The 17599-nt window shown below is 58.1% G+C and carries 18 protein-coding genes; 5 read left to right on the top strand and 13 right to left on the bottom strand.

Annotation, left to right across the window (positions count from 1 at the left end; all coding sequences use genetic code 11):
• Positions 1-61: 61 nt before the first annotated feature.
• Positions 62-718 carry a hypothetical protein gene (locus tag AB4N44_RS02975; RefSeq protein WP_150776174.1) on the bottom strand — a complete coding sequence of 219 codons (657 nt, stop codon included), beginning with the start codon at positions 716-718 and terminating at the stop codon, positions 62-64.
• Between the two features lie 361 nt (positions 719-1079).
• On the opposite strand from AB4N44_RS02975, the gene AB4N44_RS02980 reads away from it, so the two are divergent.
• Entirely contained in the window at positions 1080-1265 is a 186-nt protein-coding gene (locus tag AB4N44_RS02980) for a hypothetical protein (protein WP_224794677.1), read from the top strand.
• 139 nt (positions 1266-1404) lie between these two features.
• Here the strand turns inward: AB4N44_RS02980 and AB4N44_RS02985 are convergent, their stop codons facing one another.
• On the bottom strand, positions 1405-2271 hold the full coding sequence (locus tag AB4N44_RS02985; protein WP_150776173.1) for a LysR family transcriptional regulator: 867 nt from the start codon (positions 2269-2271) through the stop codon (positions 1405-1407).
• A 110-nt stretch (positions 2272-2381) separates the two neighbouring features.
• Here AB4N44_RS02985 and AB4N44_RS02990 point away from each other — a divergent pair, with 110 nt between their 5' ends.
• A complete protein-coding gene (locus tag AB4N44_RS02990; protein ID WP_460110303.1) occupies positions 2382-2774 on the top strand; it encodes a tautomerase family protein in 393 nt (130 codons plus the stop codon).
• A 147-nt stretch (positions 2775-2921) separates the two neighbouring features.
• Here AB4N44_RS02990 and AB4N44_RS02995 read toward each other — a convergent pair whose 3' ends face one another.
• Both AB4N44_RS02995 and AB4N44_RS03000 read right to left on the bottom strand, forming a co-directional pair.
• Complete coding sequence (locus tag AB4N44_RS02995) at positions 2922-3821, bottom strand: EamA family transporter (protein ID WP_122843999.1); 900 nt, start codon at positions 3819-3821, stop codon at positions 2922-2924.
• Positions 3822-3949: 128 nt separating this feature from the next.
• The gene (locus AB4N44_RS03000) at positions 3950-5029 is read right to left on the bottom strand and encodes an SDR family oxidoreductase (protein ID WP_460110301.1); all 1080 of its coding nucleotides are present in this window, start codon (positions 5027-5029) and stop codon (positions 3950-3952) included.
• Positions 5030-5103: 74 nt separating this feature from the next.
• Here AB4N44_RS03000 and AB4N44_RS03005 point away from each other — a divergent pair, with 74 nt between their 5' ends.
• Complete coding sequence (locus tag AB4N44_RS03005; protein ID WP_460110299.1) at positions 5104-5496, top strand: MerR family transcriptional regulator; 393 nt, start codon at positions 5104-5106, stop codon at positions 5494-5496.
• Between the two features lie 53 nt (positions 5497-5549).
• On the opposite strand, the gene AB4N44_RS03010 is transcribed toward AB4N44_RS03005, so the two are convergent.
• Positions 5550-6290: an NAD-dependent epimerase/dehydratase family protein gene (locus AB4N44_RS03010; protein WP_460110298.1), complete on the bottom strand. Its 741-nt coding sequence runs from the start codon at positions 6288-6290 to the stop codon at positions 5550-5552.
• Positions 6291-6442: 152 nt separating this feature from the next.
• On the bottom strand, positions 6443-6913 hold the full coding sequence (locus AB4N44_RS03015) for a MarR family winged helix-turn-helix transcriptional regulator (RefSeq protein WP_007910265.1): 471 nt from the start codon (positions 6911-6913) through the stop codon (positions 6443-6445).
• A 292-nt stretch (positions 6914-7205) separates the two neighbouring features.
• Between AB4N44_RS03015 and AB4N44_RS03020 the strand changes: the two genes are divergently transcribed.
• Both AB4N44_RS03020 and AB4N44_RS03025 read left to right on the top strand, forming a co-directional pair.
• Positions 7206-8159, top strand: a complete 954-nt coding sequence (locus tag AB4N44_RS03020; protein WP_460110296.1) for a PDR/VanB family oxidoreductase — start codon at positions 7206-7208, stop codon at positions 8157-8159.
• Positions 8160-8195: 36 nt separating this feature from the next.
• Positions 8196-9269 (top strand): Rieske 2Fe-2S domain-containing protein, encoded by a 1074-nt coding sequence (locus AB4N44_RS03025; RefSeq protein WP_460110294.1) that lies wholly within the window; start codon positions 8196-8198, stop codon positions 9267-9269.
• Positions 9270-9364: 95 nt separating this feature from the next.
• On the opposite strand, the gene AB4N44_RS03030 is transcribed toward AB4N44_RS03025, so the two are convergent.
• Genes AB4N44_RS03030 through AB4N44_RS03060 form a run of 7 tightly spaced genes read right to left on the bottom strand, consistent with a single transcriptional unit; the run spans position 9365 to position 17542 of the window.
• Positions 9365-10159 carry a cyclase family protein gene (locus AB4N44_RS03030; RefSeq protein ID WP_460110292.1) on the bottom strand — a complete coding sequence of 265 codons (795 nt, stop codon included), beginning with the start codon at positions 10157-10159 and terminating at the stop codon, positions 9365-9367.
• A complete protein-coding gene (locus AB4N44_RS03035) occupies positions 10137-11138 on the bottom strand; it encodes an NAD-dependent epimerase/dehydratase family protein (RefSeq protein ID WP_460110290.1) in 1002 nt (333 codons plus the stop codon). Before AB4N44_RS03035 ends, AB4N44_RS03030 begins: the two co-directional genes overlap by 23 nt.
• A 9-nt stretch (positions 11139-11147) precedes the next feature.
• On the bottom strand, positions 11148-12131 hold the full coding sequence (locus tag AB4N44_RS03040; RefSeq protein WP_460110289.1) for a fumarylacetoacetate hydrolase family protein: 984 nt from the start codon (positions 12129-12131) through the stop codon (positions 11148-11150).
• A complete protein-coding gene (locus AB4N44_RS03045; protein ID WP_460110287.1) occupies positions 12128-12709 on the bottom strand; it encodes a cupin domain-containing protein in 582 nt (193 codons plus the stop codon). The genes AB4N44_RS03040 and AB4N44_RS03045 overlap by 4 nt, the downstream gene beginning before the upstream one ends.
• A gap of 13 nt (positions 12710-12722) precedes the next feature.
• Positions 12723-13970, bottom strand: a complete 1248-nt coding sequence (locus tag AB4N44_RS03050; protein WP_460110286.1) for an MFS transporter — start codon at positions 13968-13970, stop codon at positions 12723-12725.
• Positions 13960-16434, bottom strand: a complete 2475-nt coding sequence (locus tag AB4N44_RS03055) for an efflux RND transporter permease subunit (protein WP_460110285.1) — start codon at positions 16432-16434, stop codon at positions 13960-13962. Before AB4N44_RS03055 ends, AB4N44_RS03050 begins: the two co-directional genes overlap by 11 nt.
• 4 nt (positions 16435-16438) lie before the next feature.
• A complete protein-coding gene (locus AB4N44_RS03060; RefSeq protein WP_460110283.1) occupies positions 16439-17542 on the bottom strand; it encodes a WD40/YVTN/BNR-like repeat-containing protein in 1104 nt (367 codons plus the stop codon).
• Between the last annotated feature and the right edge of the window lie 57 nt (positions 17543-17599).

A 17599-nucleotide genomic window follows, 5' to 3' on the forward strand; every position in this document is an offset into this window, starting at 1 on the left:
CTTGCGTCTACGAAATCGTCTCTTGTGCATTAGAGCTTTTAATTCAAAAAGAAAAAATAAACTACTCATGAATCGGGGAGCAGATGGCCAGTGCAGCCAATGTCCGGCACACCGGGTTCCAGATTGTTAAACATCGGCCATGTTGATGCAGTGACCCTCGGCAAAAAAAACCTGTCCATGTCGTACTGAACCCGAATGCGGTGTCATTCGACGCAGGAAGCTCAAATGCGTCGGTCCAGTCCAATACAACAATACCGCTCTGATCTCTGATTCCCAGTCCATCTAACCAATCAGAGAATAGCGACTGAATTTCAGCCCTCTCGATCCTTTGCTTCCCCAAGTACAGAGAGTTACAAAAATCTTCGTAGAGCGACGGCCTTGCATCGGACAGGGACTCAGTCTGATGGAAACTAAAAATCGCATCCGAACTCAGGGCATGACCAGACGCGCGCACAACATTCCAAAGCATGGTGGGTTCTGAGTAATTTGCTGGTGGTAAAGCTTCGAAGACCTTTCTGTGCCACTTACGCTGATCATCTATGATCCGGTCATAGAGTTCAGAAAGGATCCGTCGATGCAATGTCTCATCCACTGAGACATGGCTAGCGACGTCCATGACCAAAAACTCAACCGAACAGCCTAAATCATCCAGCCGCGTGCGTAGCGCTTCATACCCCTTCGAATCTTTGATCCCTGAAGTGCTCAAGTGATCCTTCAATCCCATCTCCTACCCTACGAGTCCCAGTCCGAATGCTTTGCTGTCGTGAATCCAACAAATGCGACAGCTACGCTAGCAAAGACATGGCCAAAAAAAAGTAGGAAGAGTCAGCGAATTGGGTAGGAGTGCACGTAACTTCGTATTGGCCAGCCCAAGCGACGCAGTGTTGGGAGCACAATGACAGAATCTTCGTCATCAACAGCCACTTGGTTCCGTTTCTCGGCGACAAGCTCATAATCCATGTCGGGATTAAGAATACTTTTAGGAGTTCTGCGGGGCAGCAGAAAGCCGATACGACTAATCGGCTTATCTGAGTGGCATGCTCGGCAATCTACCTGAATGAATTTGATGGAGTCGACAAATGATCGAGCGATCTCATCATAAGTTGCGCAAGGCGTTTGGTGATTTACTCCAGGGAGCCGTCTGCAAATTCGCCGCTAACGTATTAGACCCCATATCGGTGATATTTGAAGTTGCCATCCAGAGAGGTTCCTTCGCCTCGCTTCAAGTATTAGGGGTACCCGATATCGCGCTACTGACGCTGTGAGGTCAGCGTGAGTGTGGACATGAGAACTCCCCTGCTTGATTTTTGCTTGGCGGTAAGGGAAGCAATCGGCCAAAAGCAGCCTCTTCACTGTGCCCCCATTGCGTCCAAAAACGGCGTTTTCACTTCAGGGATTTGTCACTCATCCCCCAAATTTGCTGGCAAGCATTTCCCGAACAGCACCGACCAAATCAGACTCGCCAGTACGCGCAGGCAACAGGCTGAACTCAACGTCGGGCAAAGCCGGTAACGGGAAGGCTGGCCGGCAAATCTCTGCGCCCACCGGCACAGCCGAGGCATTCAGGCAAGCGACGCCCAGACCCGCCATCAGTGCTGATTGCAGCCCTGCTACTCCGGACGCGGAATGGGCAATCACATAAGGCACCTTATGTGCGTCCAGCGTCTCTCGGGTAAAACGTTGAAGACTGCATCCCTGCGGTAGCACCAATAGCGGCAACGCGCCATCTTCTTCGTTCCTCGGCTCAGACCCCATGGCTGATACCCAATGCAATGCTTCCCGACGTACCGGAATGCCCTCGGGAAGGCTGCGGCCATCAAGTATGCGCATTGAAAGGCCGATATCGAAGTCGCCTGCATCTGCCCCGCTTTCTATCTGCATACTCTTTCGCACCGACACATGCAGTCGAAGGCGTGGATATCTCAGGCGCAGTTGTTTCAACAACTCAGCAATCGAAACGGGCAAGAAGTAGTCGGTGATCGCCAATCTCAATTCGCCGGCAAACGTCACTCCGCGTACGTCTTCAAGAGCGCGATCACTCATGGCCAACAGTTCTCGTGCATGCACCATCAATCGCTCCCCCGCGGGCGTAGGCCGGACACCTTTTTTGCCCCGCTCCAGCAGCGTTACACCGGCGAATGCTTCCAGCTTGCGTAATTGTTCGCTCAACGCTGATTGCGACCGGCACAGGTGTGGCGCGGCCTCCGAAAGACTACCGGAAGCCATGGCAACGGTGAAGGAACGCAAGAGATCCAGGTCAAAGGGGCGCATGTTGATCCTGCCGTTTTTCCGATAGATGAATGCATATCTTCCGGCTTTTCAGCATCAACGCAACTTCTTACTCTTCGCTTGACATTCATTGCCCGCAAAAGGAGTTCAACATGCCCGGTATTACACTCAAAATTTCTGGCGATCCGAACCTTGAACTGGTCCATAGCATCGTCCCCAAACTCACCGCCTTGACCTGTGAGGTACTGGAAAAGCGACCGGAACAGACACTGGTGATGGTGCAATTCCTGCCTCATGAACTTTGGTTCATCAATAACCTTTCACTGGCCGAACAAGGACGCAACTCGTTCCGTCTGGAGGTCACCATCACGGATGAAAGCAATACCAAGGCCCAGAAAGCGAGCTATCAACATGAGGCTTTCGAGTTGCTGGCCAAAGAAATAGGAAATGTACACCCGCACTCAAACATACATGTGATCGACTGCCGCGCCAGCGCCTACGGCTATGGCGGTTTGAGCCAGGAGTACAAGCTCCACCACCCTTGAGAGTCCGCCCGCCACGTTGGTGTTGTTAGACTTCACATAGGTATCGAACCAGCGTGGCGACTTCAGTGGGATGACCGCTATGGATCGGAAGCGGTCGTCATGAGCGTCGGCTCTTATTGGGCCGCACGTATAAGGATCCGAAATAACTCACTCGGTCGAAGGGACGGAAGCTTTGCTGCCCAAGCGTATGAGTTCATTGGAGAAACACAGGCCGACTATGATCAGCACCGCTCCCGCATAGAGGCTTTCGCGCGGTATTTCATTGAGCGCCACAAACGCCAGCAGCGCGGCGAACAGTGGCTCGGTCAATTCCAGCGCCTGCACTTGGGATGGCTTGAGGTACTCGATGGCCTTGGTCGTGCAGAAGAAGCCCAGGATTGTCGGCAGCGTGGCCAACGCCAGCAGCGCGGCGATCGCCATCGGCGACAACTTGCCTATTACAAAACCATCGGCGGCAGCCGGCATCAGCAAGTACAGGCTGCCAAAGAACAGCAATTGCCGGGTGAAGTGCAGTCCCCCCGACACCCCCATACGCTTCATGGCCACCGAAAAGGCGCCATAGCCGGAACCGGCCACGGCGGCAAGCGCAGCACCTTGCAATGTAAAGCCCTGCTGCAAGTCGCCGCCGAAGATCACCGAGATTCCGGCGATAGCCAGTGTCGCGCCAACAGTAGCGTTCGCGGTGATCGCATCCTTTAGAAAAATGCGCCCCAGAATGATCGAGGAAATTGACGCGCTGGCCATCAGCACTACCACCACACCTGCCGCAGCGTAGTGTCGATAGGCGGACGTTTCGAAATGAAACAGCACAAAGATGCCAAGAAACGCGCAGACAGCTGCCTGCGTCCATCTGGTCGACGCCGCCGGGCGCTTGAGGAAAAACAACAGGATCGAGAGAAGCACGCAACCCAGTACGGTCTTGATGACAGCAACACTGGTAGAGGTGAAACCATTACTCATGAGTATTTTGCTGAGTACACCGATCGTTGCGTTCAGTGCCGCAGCGGAGAGTGCAAATATGACGCCTTTCCTGAAAGTCGATTGCATGGATGACGATCCCTGTCGCTGAATGGTCGTTCGATAGAAAGCCGCCCTGTATCGACGGCGCAAAGTTTGAGCACCCGAGCAGCCGACTAATCCCGATAGAGTGCTATTCGCCTTCGTGTCGCCAAAGGTCAGAGGGCCTGGCCCTTGGCTATGCAGTGCGATTTGACGAACATGGCAGTGTGCTGCAGAGACTGACGTATATCCGGTTTGGCTATTCCGTGCCTGTTGGCAAATTGCTCAACCGCCGCCGTATTAAAACGAGTGGTCTGGATAAAATCCAGGGCTTCGGGTTTTGTATTCAAGAACCGCGCGACGGGAGGAATACTCAGTAGCAGCTTCAACAATCGAAGTGAAATGTGATGCTTGGGAGACTTTAATCCCAAAGGTTGTGCAACCTGTATCAAGAGCTCGCGCAGGTTTGGCGTCTGGTCATCAAGCGCCAGCAGTTCCTGACCCACCATGGCAGGATCAAACGCACAAACTGCCACCAGTTCAACCAGGTAATCCACGGTCACCAGTGGCAGCCAGTGCCTGGCGGTGCCAGGCACCGCAGTCAACTTGCCCTGCACAAGGTTGCGTATCAGCTCCACCAGCGGCTGACCGTCAAGGATATGCCCCGTGCGGCTGTGGCCACAGACCGTCGCAGGGTGGACAACTGTAATCTGCCCGCCGTTGGCTGACATGACCTCCAGGGTCGCAAAATGCGCCTCCAGCTTGCTTCCTTCGTAACCACCGACACGCCGGTAGACGGCAGGCCAATTCGTCCGCTCCGGATAACGAGCGTCAATTCCGATGCGTTGTAGGTGTTCATGATTTTTCAGCATGTAGCCGCCGATCATCACTAAACGGCTTTTTTGCTCAGCCGCCAACAGCGCCACGCGCTTTGCCCCTTCGACGTTCACCGCACGAGAGTGCTCCACTGAAAGCCCCCATGCGAAGTGCGCGCCCAAGTGGAACATGACGCTGGCGCGCCTCAGCACTTCTCGGTCAGCAACGCTCAGCCCGAGGTTGTTTTGTTCCAGATCGCCAGCGACGGCGAATACCCGGGTTGCGCACCCGCCCAGATTATCGACTTGCTCGCGCAAGGCCGCCAGTCGCTCAGGGCGACGCATCAACACCCGAACGGTGTGACCTTTTGCACTCAGGTTCGCCACTAAATGTTGACCGACGAAACCAGTCCCGCCTGTGACAAAGCACTCCACGCTCATTTCCATGTTCCTTGTTGAAGGTCAGAAATCAAGCGTAAAGTATCGACCCCACTCTACAGTCAAGCGGTGTTTTCATGAAAATCGGCGAACTCGAAGCGCGCAGCGGCGCCAGCCGCCATACGTTGCGTTACTACGAGCAAATCGGCCTGATCTCATCGCTGCGGCAAACCAACAACTATCGCGTTTACAACGAGCAAACTCTGCTGGATCTGGACTTTATCCAGCGCGCGCAAAGCATGGGGTTTTCTCTGGGGGAAATAGGCGAGATTCTGGATGCGCAGCGCAACAGGCTGATCGATTGTGCTGAAGGCGCGAAGCTGATTGAAAAGAAGATGGCCGACATCAAACAGAAAATCGCCAACCTCCAAAGCGTTTATCGGTATCTGGATGAAGAGCGTGCAACCCTGGAAGCCAGTGCCGCCAGGCAACTTGAGCTTCAGCAACAGAGCAACTCTGCCAATCATTAAACCAGCCCGTTTTCCCGGCGCATCACGGTGACCTTCTCAGAGGAAGTTTGCGTTCAATCAGATTGAGCGCCTCCTTCCAGAATCTCAAACCCATCATCAATGGGAGCATATCCGACAACTTTTCTACTCTGATCAATAGAGAGGCGCTTATAGCGGTTATCTGAGACACCATGGATAACGTGGAATCCCTTTAGCTCGGCTTCAACGCAACTATTGAGTAGCGCGACAACATCTCTAAAACTGATGAAGGCCGCGACGTCTCTGGGACTGTGGGTCTCCCCTTGTTGAAATTTGGCTACGTTGGCAATACGGACAGCGATAGTTGTCATTTGTCCATCGTTTGCATACATCGAAGCCAAAGCTTCTCCAAATGCCTTGCTGACGCCGTAAAGATTGCCTGGTTTAGGTGCCATGCATTCCTGTATCTGAACATCCGTTGGATATCCTTCGATCACTTGGGCACTGCTCGCAAATATGAAGCGCTTGCAGCCTTGTGCCTTTGCGGCGAACAGCATGTTGTAAGTGCCCACGATGTTCACTGGAAGCAGGGATGTCATGAAATCGGCGTCTGGGTCAGGGTCAGCAGCAAGATGGATGACGGTATGGATACCTTCGCAAGCTCGAAGGCAACTGGCTTGATCCGTGACATCCAGAGCGAAACGCTGTGCCGAGTCAGGAAGTCGTGTTACGTCTAAATCAGCTAAACGCAAATCAGATTTATCGTCGCGCTCTTCCCAAAACGCATTGCCGATCTTTCCTGCCGCACCTGTGACGAGGATTGTTCCTGAGCTCATTCCGGCATGTCCTTATGGTAAATGTCACGCTAGCCTCCCAGCCTTTTGGACGGTCGACAATCTCTGATCCAATGCACCCAATATCAGCAGCCCGCCAACTCGCGTCGGGCAGCAACCCTCAACGCCAATTTCACGCTGCAGTCTGCCGCGACTTACTCCTCACTCGGGTCGTAACTGTTCACATTGGGCACTTGCAGATGCAGGCGCCCAAGCAAGTCAATCAACGTATCGACCTCGGCCGGGGTCAATCCGCTGAGCAGACGCGACTCGCGCTCCAGTGCGACTTTAAGCACACGGTCATGCAGTTCTTTACCGCTGGCCGTCAATCGCACGGTGTAACGCCGCGCGTCCTTGGGATCCAGCTGACTGGTGATGCGCCCCGCCGCTTCCAATGTCTGCAATGAACGACTGACCGCGCTCTTGTCGAGACCGATCGCCTGGCAGATTCGATTGGCAGTGATGTCGGATTCAACCGCCAGCATTGAAAGCATCCGCCATTCAACCACGCCGATTCCGAAGTGTTTGCGGTAGCACTGCGAGGCTCCCGTGGCGAGTTTGTTCGCCAGGAAAGTCACCAGGCCAGGTACATAACGCGACAGGTTCAGTTGTGTATCGGTAGGCATCAAGAAACACCGTAGATCGAAGATCCTGCAATTTGGTTGACACCGCAACTAAATTATCTGAGGATTCACTCAGCCTGACATTGCGGACGATGCGCCGCATGATACGCCGTAGCACAACCTCAAAAAAATAATTAACAGGTCTTGCTTATGAACCCTCGCCAACCGTGCCCTTCCGTGGCGCCCATGATTTCCCACCGTTTCTACTTCTTCGCGCCCGGCTGATTCGTCACCCGCTCGCACCCTTTTTTGCCGTTCGTTTTTCAGCAGCCACTTCAATGTGGAGGGAGAAGTCATGCTTCAAGTCAACGTCACCCGCAAAGTCGTCGAGGCCGAGGGCATCTGCAGTTTCGAGCTGTGCGCAGCGGACGATCAGCCGTTACCACCGTTCAATGCCGGTGCCCATATCGACATCCACATTGCCGGCGGCCTCACCCGGCAATACTCGCTGTGCAATGACTCAAAAGAACGTCATCGCTACGTAATCAGTGTGCTGAAGGATCCCGCCTCACGCGGCGGTTCCACTGCGATGCACGACACCATCAGCCAAGGCCAGACACTCAGCATCAGCGAACCACGCAACCTCTTTCCACTCGCGGACTCAGCCAAGCGCCACCTGCTGTTTGGCGGCGGTATTGGCATTACGCCGATGCTGGCAATGGCCCATGAGCTTCATCATCAAGGCGCGGATTTCGAGCTGCATTACAGCTTCCGATCCAGCGAACGCGCCGCGTTTATCCAATACCTGCGACAAGCGCCCTTCGCCAGCCACGCGCATTTGCATGACGACAGCGGATCGCCCGAACAGAAACTCGATGCAACCGCCCTCCTCGCCGCGCCAGACAACGCGACTCACCTTTACGTATGCGGCCCGGTCGGTTTCATGAATTTCATCCTCGACACCGCGAACGCCGCGGGCTGGCCGGAAGAACGCGTGCACAGAGAGTTCTTCGCCGCCGCACCTGTCGATGCGAGCGCTGATTCGCCTTTCGAAGTTCAGTTGGCGAGCACAGGGCAGATTTTTTACATCCCCGCCGATCGCACCGTTTTCGAAGTGCTCGATGAGGCCGGAATTGCCATCGAATCATCGTGCGAGCAAGGCGTCTGCGGCACCTGTATCACGGGCTTGCTCGAAGGCATTGCCGATCATCGTGATCAGTTCATGACGGCTGCAGAACACGCTGCCAATGACCGTTTCACCCCGTGCTGCTCACGTGCCAAATCACCCCGCCTGGTATTGGATCTTTGACCTGAACCGAGCATCGACCGCTCGCCGGAGAACATCATGACTACCGCTGCCCAACCCCTCGCACATGAAATTGCCCCGGCCACTGCGCCGAGCTTTCCCCTCGATCAATGGTATGTCGCGGCCTTGAGCCGGGAACTGAAAGACCAACCCCTTGGCCGTACGTTGCTGAACAAACCGGTGGTGCTTTTTCGCACGGCAGATAACCAGGTCGCCGCGCTGGAAGACCGCTGCTGCCATCGTGCATTGCCGCTGTCCGGCGGCACAGTGGAGGAACGCGGTTTGCGCTGCGGTTACCACGGCCTGCTGTTCGATGAAGGCGGTAAATGCATCGAAATTCCGGGCCAGGACAAGATCCCCAGCAAAGCCAAAGTCCCTTCCTACCCCGTCCAGGAACAGGATCAGATCATCTGGATCTGGTTTGGCAGCGCCGAGCATCCTGAGCCGACATTCGCGCCACCGGTCTACGACGTGCACAGCAGCGGTAAATACCTGTTCGACGGTGATGTTTATCACTACGACGCGCCCTATCAACTCATCCACGACAACCTCATGGATCTCAGCCATCTGGGCTACGTCCATCTGCACACCATTGGCGGCAACGCCAGCATTCATATGAACGCGAAGATGAACGTCGATGGTGATGACTCAATGGTTCGCGTGGTTCGCCACATGCCCGATTCCGTTCCGCCGCCGACCTACACCGCGGCCTACCCGTTCAAAGGCAACATCGACCGCTGGCAGGAAATCGAATTCCACTTCAATCACCTGCGCATCTGGACCGGCGCGATAGACGCGGGCACGGACGATCTGAACAACCCGGATCGAGGCGGTTTTCATATGCGCGGTTTTCACGGCGTAACGCCGGAAACAGACACCACAAGCCACTATTTCTGGACCATGGCCACCAACCCTGAACATGATCCCGAGGCCGTCACAGCCAAAGTTCTGCATCAGACGCGATTGACGTTCGACGAAGACAAAGTGGTGATCGAAGCGCAGTACCAGAACATCTGCCGGTTCGGTACACGTCCGATGATTGATATTCATGTCGACGTCGGGGCCAATCGTGCTCGTAGAATCATCGAGCGACTGCGCAATCCAACGGGTTGATTGCTTCAGAACAGTGGCGGCGGCAAACGCCGTCCACTGTGTTCAAAGCCTGCCGTTCTCTTACTGTCGTTAAAGGAATGCCTCAAACAGCCCGATCACTCTTCGAAAATAGCCACCGCACGCACAAAACCTGCCGACGCATGGCGGATCTTGTAAGGAAAGCACGACACCGTGAAGCCACTCGCTGGCAGGGATTCGAGGTTGGCCAGTTTTTCCATTTGCCCGTAGCCGATATCGCGCCCGGCCTTATGCCCTTCCCAGATGATCGAGGCATCGCCGCTGGCAGCAAAACGTTCACGGGTGTATTTGAACGGCGCGTCCCAGCTCCAGGCGTCAGTGCCGACCACGCGCACGCCGCGTTCCAGCAGATACATCGTGGCTTCGCGCCCCATGCCAATGCCAGCATCGAGGTAACCCGGCTGACCGAACAGCGCACCGGCGCGTGTGTTGATCAGCACGATATCCAGTGGTTGCAACGCGTGCTCGATACGCGCCAACTCCGCTTCGACCTCTTCTGCCGTGACTACGTGACCGTCGGGCAAATGGCGAAAGTCCAGTTTGACCCCCGGCTGCAAACACCAGTCGAGCGGCAACTCATCAATGCCAAACGCCGGCTCGCCGCCATCGGTGGTCGAGGCGTAATGCCACGGCGCGTCCATGTGGGTGCCGCTGTGGGTGGTGATCTGCAAGCGCTCGGCGGCCCACGATTCATTGCCGGGCATCTGCTCAAGCTGCAAGCCCGGGAACATCGCGGCCATTTCCGGCCAGCCTTGCTGGTGATCCATGTAATCGATCTTCGGCAACAGCGGTGGCGGGTCTGTGTACGGGTTGTTATCGAGGGTCACCGAAAGGTCGACCAGACGACGTTTACGCTGGATGGGCTGTGACATGAGGCGTATCTCCGTTCAACGGCAGAGGCCGATAAGGGGCTGGGTTGAGGGCGTTGCGAATAAGCGTGGCGACGTTGCCGTCATGGCAGAAACCGGCAGCGCGGGCCAGCGGGGTTTTCAAGGGCGGCATGCGCCCGAACAGGGTTTCGAGGTCAAGGTCAGCGGCGAAACTGATCAGCCCACGGCGTTGTTCGCCGTAAGTTGCCGCCAGTGCATCAATGACCTGGGCGATGGACAAATGCAGCACCGGCAGTTGCCAGACCCGCTGTTGCGCGGCGGCGTCATCCAGCTCGGCGGCGTGGATCAGGTTGTTCACGCAACAGCGCGCCGACATCCACCACGCAGTCGCTTGCGGTGATACCGGGCAGCAATACTCAGCGCCCTCGGCAAAAGCACGCATCAAGTCGCTCATGAAGGCCGAGCGCAAACCGTTGGGTTCACGCGGGCGCGCGACAATGCCCGGCAGGCGCACCGCGCGTCCATCGACTTCAGCGCGCCGCCCCAGATCGATCAGCGCGCGCTCGACCATCAACTTGTGTGTGCCGTACGACAGTTGCGGGTGCAGTTCAGCCTGCTCGTTCATCTTTGCCGGCAGATCAGCGCCATACACCGCAACGCTGCTGGCATACACCAGCACCGGAGGTCGCGCCTTGTTGCGCAGTTGATCAAGCAGTTCGAGGCTGGCCAGCAGATTGACCTGATAACCCGATTCGTAATGCGCCTCCGCTGCTCCGCCGGGGACGCTGACCAGGTGAAACACCACATCGATGCCATCAGCCAAGACCCGGCGCATCAACGCCGCATCCGTCACGCTGCCGCTGTGCCGACGCAGGCGCGAATCGTCTGGCAAGCCTTGGACGTCAGTGTCCAGCACCAGCAGCGAACGAATGACTTGCCCGCGCAAACTGCCGCGCGCGAGCAGACAACGCAGCAGTTCGCGACCGACGAAGCCATTGGCTCCGGTAATCAGTACACGCATGGGCGTTCCTTAGCCGTGGGCCTTGACGACGCGTTGATCGATCGCGCCAAACAGTGACTGAGCATCGCTGCCGGTGACGTCCATGCGCACGCGATCGCCGAAACGCATGAAGCCTGTCACCGGCGCGCCCTGCTCGATCATCTCGATGGCCCGACGTTCGGCGATGCACGCCGAGCCGACGTTGCGCTCGGCGTTCGACACCGTGCCGGAACCGATCAGGGTGCCGGCGCGCAAGCGCCGGGTTAAGGCCGCGTGGGCGATCAGTTGGCCAAAATGAAAGTTCATCTGCGCGCCGTGCGGCTGGCCAAACCACTCGCCGTTCCACTGCACTTGCAGGGGCAAATTGACGCGGCCGTCTCGCCAGGCTTCGCCGAGTTCATCCGGGGTAATCGCCAGTGGGGCAAAACTGGAGGACGGTTTGGCTTGCAGAAAACCGAACCCGGTGCGCATTTCCCGCGGTGCCAGCGCACGCAGGCTGACATCGTTGATCTGCAGGATCAGTTTGATGTGCTGCAACGCGTTTTCGGCTGAACAGCCCATCGGCACATCATCGACCAGCACGACAAATTCGCCTTCGAAATCGATGCCCTGGCTTTCGCTCGGCAGTTCGATGTCATCGTGTGCGCCGATGAAGTCATCACCGGCGCCCTGGTACATCAACGGCGTACGGTCGGCGCCTTCGATCGGGTCGAGGTTGAACGCCTTCTGCATCAGTGCACCGTGACTGAGAAACGCCGAGCCATCGCACCATTGATAAGCACGCGGCAACGGCGCCATCGCCTGCGCGGGGTCGAAGGCAAAGGCCTCGCGGCAATCTTGGTTTTCAAGCTCACGCGCTAGGGCTTGCAAACGCGGCTCGGCTTCAGCCCAGTTTTCGATGGCTTGCTGCAAGGTCAGCGCTACCGAACGGGCGTCCAGCGCCCGGGCCATGTCGCGTGAAACCACCACCAACTGGCCGTCACGGCTACCGTTTTTCAAGGTTGCGAGCTTCATGCTTTTTCTCCCGGGCAGTCTTGCAATTCAGCGGCGAAACGCCCGTCCAGCAGAATAAACACCATGCGTGCCATGGCCTCGGTACGGTTGCTCCACGCGTGATTGGTGCCGCGCTGAACCACCACGTCGCCGCGTTTGAGGTGGACCTCTTCATCGTCGAGCACCAGCCAGACTTCGCCTTCGGTGACGATGCCGTAATCGAGAGTTTCGGTGCGGTGCATCAGTTTGTGCCGCGAGTTCGCCTGACCGGTGCCGGCATGCGCCTGGCCAATCTCGGCAAACGCGGCCGCTGCAGCGGCAGCGCTGACCTGGTTCTGCACGCTGTCTGGCGGGATATCGACGACGCGAATCACACTGCCCAGCGGGCCGGGGCTCAGTTGTAAGGGTTTGCTGGTTGGATCATCGGCATTGTCGAGCAGGACCGGACTGCCGCTGCTGTTCCATATTTCATGAAACACCGTGCCCGGCACCGATTGCAGTGCGAAGACGTTGGCCGTTGCTCCGAGACTGGCGACGACCGCGCGGCCTTGAGCATCATGCCCGGTGACCACGCGTTTGAATGGGGGAAGCGCTTGCATGGAAAATCCTCGTTCAATGGCCGTTGCCGATGGAGTCGTGCCCGCCGACATGGGTGCGGGTCAACAGTCCACCGAGCCTCGGCACGGACAGACAAAACAGCGCCACGACCAGTTGCAGCCAACCGATCATGGCCAGTGCTTGCGGCAACGCCGTGTAAGCCCCGGAAGTGATGGCGAGTACCACCAGCGGACTGATGAATTCGCCAGCGAAAATCGCAGCGGTGAAACACCCCGCCGCTCGCCCACGCTGAGCAAACCCGACTTGCGCCATGATCCAGGTGATCAACGTCGGCAACATCAGGCCGATGCCCAGACCATTAACCAGTACCGCGACCACCACCTGCGCGTGGCTGCCGGCAGCGGCCATCAACAGCCCGCCGATGCCAGCCAGGCCAAAGGCAATCAGCAACACATGCTGGCTGCGCAGACCGCTCAACAGGCGAAAACTCAAGGCCCCGACGAGCACACCGAGTTGATTGGCGCCCATGGTCATGCCGATCTGCTGCGGCGCATCCACGTGCAACAAGTTGAGCAAGTAGCCGGCCTGCACCGGCACGATGAACAGGCTCAGGCCCGCGAGCAGCGACAATGCATACATGGGTGTTAGTGCCCGCCATGGAAATGCGCGCGGGGCTGGCACCGGCAATGTTGCTGCCGGTTGCACGCGGGGTTGCGGTTCCCAGAGTTTCCACGCCATCAGCGGCAGGAAAATCAGCCCGACCGCGTACAGCGCAAACGGTGTGCGCCAGTCGTCCTGGCCAAGAAAACCACCCAGCGCGATAAACACCGCAGCAGACAGTGAGGTCGCGACCATCTGCAACGCGAACAAGCGCTCGCGTCGGGCGCCGCTGTAGTAGTCGCCCATCAGCGTCGTGCAGCAGGTCATGATCCCCGCCTCCGCCAGACCGATCCCGGCGCGGCAGGCGACAATGGCCGGCAGCGAATCGAGCCACAGCGGCAACACACCGCAGAGCGTGTACAGGGCCATGCTCGCCAACAACAGCGGTTTGCGTCCAAGTCGATCGGCGATGACCCCGGCAAACGGTGCCAGCAATGCAATCATCAATGCCGGCAAGGTCAGCACGATCGGCACCAGCACCGTGCTGCCCGCGACATCGACAAAATGGGCCTGCATGCGCGGCAATACCGGTGCAAGCAGTACCGCGCCAAGCACTGGCAGACAGCTGCCGAGCAGCAACAGCAACGATTGCGTTAAACCAGCGCGACGGCCGCTGTTTTCCAATGAAGACTCAACGGCCATGACAGGTCTCCCGATGACGCGATTGAACAACATCTACCGCCACGGCTCGCGACGGCAGGGCCAGATTGATCGCCTCCTCCGGCGTTTCTGCGTCGGTGTTCGTGCGCCGTGCAGGCAGCAGAAAGTACGCCAGCGCTGGCAACAGCAGCAGCGCGCCGACCATGTTCCAGACGAACATGAACGCCAGCAGCACGCCCATGTCAGCCTGGAATTTGATCGGCGAGAAGATCCACGTGGCCACGCCGATGGCGAGCGTGATGCCGGTGAGCATTACCACTTTGCCGGTGGACACCAGGGCGCGGTAATAGGCTTCTGACAGGCTCGCACCCTGGCGCAAATGACCGAGCAGGATGCTCATCACATACAACGCATAGTCGACACCAATGCCGACACCCAACGCGATGACCGGCAACGTCGCGACCTTCACGCCGATGTTCAGCCATACCATCAATGCTTCGCAGAGGATCGAGGTGACCATCAGTGGAATCACCGCGCACAGCGTGGCGCGCCACGAACGGAAGGTGATCAGGCACAGGACGATCACCGCGCCGTAGACCCAGAACAGCATCTCGCGATTGGCTTGTTTGACCACGATATTGGTCGCCGCCTCGATGCCGGCATTGCCCGCTGCCAGCAGGAACTGCACATCATCGTTGTTATTGGCGGCGGCGAATTGCTCGACATGATCGACCAGCCGCGTCAGGGTTTCAGCCTTGTGATCGGTGAGGTAGGCGTACAGCGTGAGCAGGCTGCAATCCTCGTTGTACAAGCCGCGTGGCGCACTGGCGGTGATCATGTTGAGCATCGCCTGATTGTTCTGCAGCTCGTACCACTTGGCGCTGCCTTCGCTGAGGCCAACCAGCATGCGCCGGTTGAGCAAGGCCAGCGAGTTGGTCGAATCCACCCCCGGCAATGCGCGCAGTTGCCAGTCCAGCGCATCGACTTTGGCAAGGATGTCGTAACGCGCACACTGCCCGGCCGGAGTTTTGACCATCACCGCGAACAAATCACTGCTGGCACCGTAATGCCGGGTCAGAAACGCGTCATCCTGGTTGTAGCGTGAGTCGGCCCGCAGCTCCGGTGCGCCGGCATCCAGATCACCGATCTTCAATTGCAGGCTGACCACAAAACCCAATGCCGCCAACGCCAGGCTGATGGCAATGCACAGGCTGGCCCAGCGACGTCGGGTAAACAGATCGAGAAAACGCCAGAAGCCATGACGCCGCGCGCCAGCCTGATCGTTCTGCTCGCTCTTCAGGCTCAATTGCGCCGCACGTGGCGTTACGCCGACGTAGGACAGCAACACCGGCAGCAGAATCAGGTTGGTGAAAATCAGCACCGCCACACCGATACTGGCGATCACGGCCAGATCCTGAATCACCTGGATCTTGATCAGCATCAGCACGGCGAAACCCACTGCGTCGCAGAGCAATGCCGTCAGCCCGGCCAGAAACAGCCGTCGAAAGGTGAAGCGCGCGGCCACCACCCGGTGCATGCCGCGACCGATGTCCTGCATGATGCCGTTCATTTTCTGCGCGCCGTGGCTCATGCCGATGGCGAACACCAGAAACGGCACCAGCACCGAGTACGGATCCAGTTGATAGTCGAGCAACGGCAACAGACCCAACTGCCAGACCACCGCCACCAGCGAACAGAACACCACCAGCAACGTGCTGCGCAGGCAGCGTGTGTACCAGAACAGCACGGCGGTGGTGATCAGAATCGCGACGGCGAAGAACAACAGGATCTGCTTGAGCCCGGCGATCAGGTCGCCGACCTTTTTCGCGAAACCGGTGATGTGAATGTCGATCCTGGCGTTCTGGTACTCGCTGCGCAACGCCTCCAGTTGCTCCGACAGCACCGAGTAATTCAGCGCCTGGCCGTCTGCAGTCGTGGCCAGTAACGGCACGTAAATGATGCTCGAGGTTTGATCGAACGCTACCAGTTGGCCGAGCTCGTTGGAGCGCTGCACGTTGCGGCGCAAGGCCTCGAGACTGGCCGGGGTGCCCGCGTAATCGTCCGGAATCACCGGACCGCCATCCAGTCCGTCTTCAGTCACTGCGACCCAACGCGTTGCCGGCGTCCACAGCGACTTCATGTAGGCACGGTCGACGCCGGGCAGCAGGTAAAGCTTGTCGCTCAAGGCCTGCAAGGTTTTCAGATACTCAGCGTCGTAGATATCGCCCTGGCGATTGGCGACAACGATGCGCAAGGAGTTGCCTAGACCGCTGAGCTGCTTTTGATGTTGCAGATAATTGGCGATGTAGGGTTGTTGCGTGGGAATCATCTTTTCGAAACTGGCGTTCAGCTCGACGCGCGTGGCCTGATAGCCCAGGAAAAGCGTGGTCACCAGGCACACCAGCAACACCCACAACCGGTGATTGAACAAAGTGCGTTCCACGACCGAGCCGGAACGCGGGTCGAAACTCGCCAGGCTGGCCGTGGCGTTGTCGAATGGTTTCATAACCTCACTCCGAAGCTGTAGCGGTGGGCGACGCCAGGCGCGTCACCCCGGTGAAACCGGCCAGCACCAGGCTGCCATCGGCGGCCTGCACGACACTGGAAATCGGTTTGCCCAGCGGTTTGCCGAAAGGCTGCAGGGTGGGTGCGTCGCCCGTGGTGCGAAACATTGCGCCCGCCTGATTGACCAACAACAGCTGGCCGTCAGCGCTGCGAATCGCTTCACTGAAGGACACGGGCATCGGTACGGGCGCGGGCACGAAGCTGTTGCCGTCGTCGGTGGAAATGAACGCGTTGCCTTTCAGGCCTGCCGCCAGTAGCGTGCCGTCATCGCGTACTTGCAGGGCGAAAAAGCTGCCGCTGTACGGGCTGTCGAGCGCGACGAAGGATTGTCCGCCGTCCTCTGAACGCGCCACATAACCTTGCTCGCCAGCCACGAACCAACGCTCGCCTTGTTGCGCGATGGCATACAAGTGCGCGCCCACCGGATTGTCGATCTGGCCCATCAGCGACTGCCAGCTCACGCCGCCGTCCTCGGTGGTAAACGCGAGGCCGTAGGCGCCGACGATCAGGCCGTGACGCGCATCGGTGAACTTGAGGCTCAGAAACGGTTTGTCCGCGCCTTCGCTGACCATCCGTTCGGCAGTTTGCACACGTGCCGCCGCTGCGTCGGGGTCAGTCGCTGTCGGCAATTGCTCGCGTGCGCCCTGCAATTCCAGTTGCGCAGCGCGATCGCCGTCCAGTTGCAACGCCCAGTTTTCACCGCCGTCGTGGGAGACCAGCACCGCACCGGCATGGCCGACCGCCCAGCCCGTGTTCGCATCGACAAACTGCACCGCCGTAAGGCTGACGGAGACCGGCACCTGCGCCTGCCGCCAATTGATACCGTTGTCATCGGAGAGCAAGACGATGCCGCGTTCGCCGACCGCCACCAACCGCGCACCTGCCCGCGCCAGATCAAGCAAAACCGCTTGCCGGGCCTGCGGCGCGCGCATCGCCGGGGTGTGCAATACATCACCGACGGCGGCAGCCTGAGCCTGGCTCATGGGTAATACGCAAGGCAGCGCCAGCAGCGCTAACAACCGCCCGAGCACCTGACAGATTCTGTTCATACCGACCTCGAAACCACCTGTGAAACCGGATCGCCACACCTGTCGCGATCCGGCCCG

Source organism: Pseudomonas sp. S3_C06 (assembly GCF_054667675.1).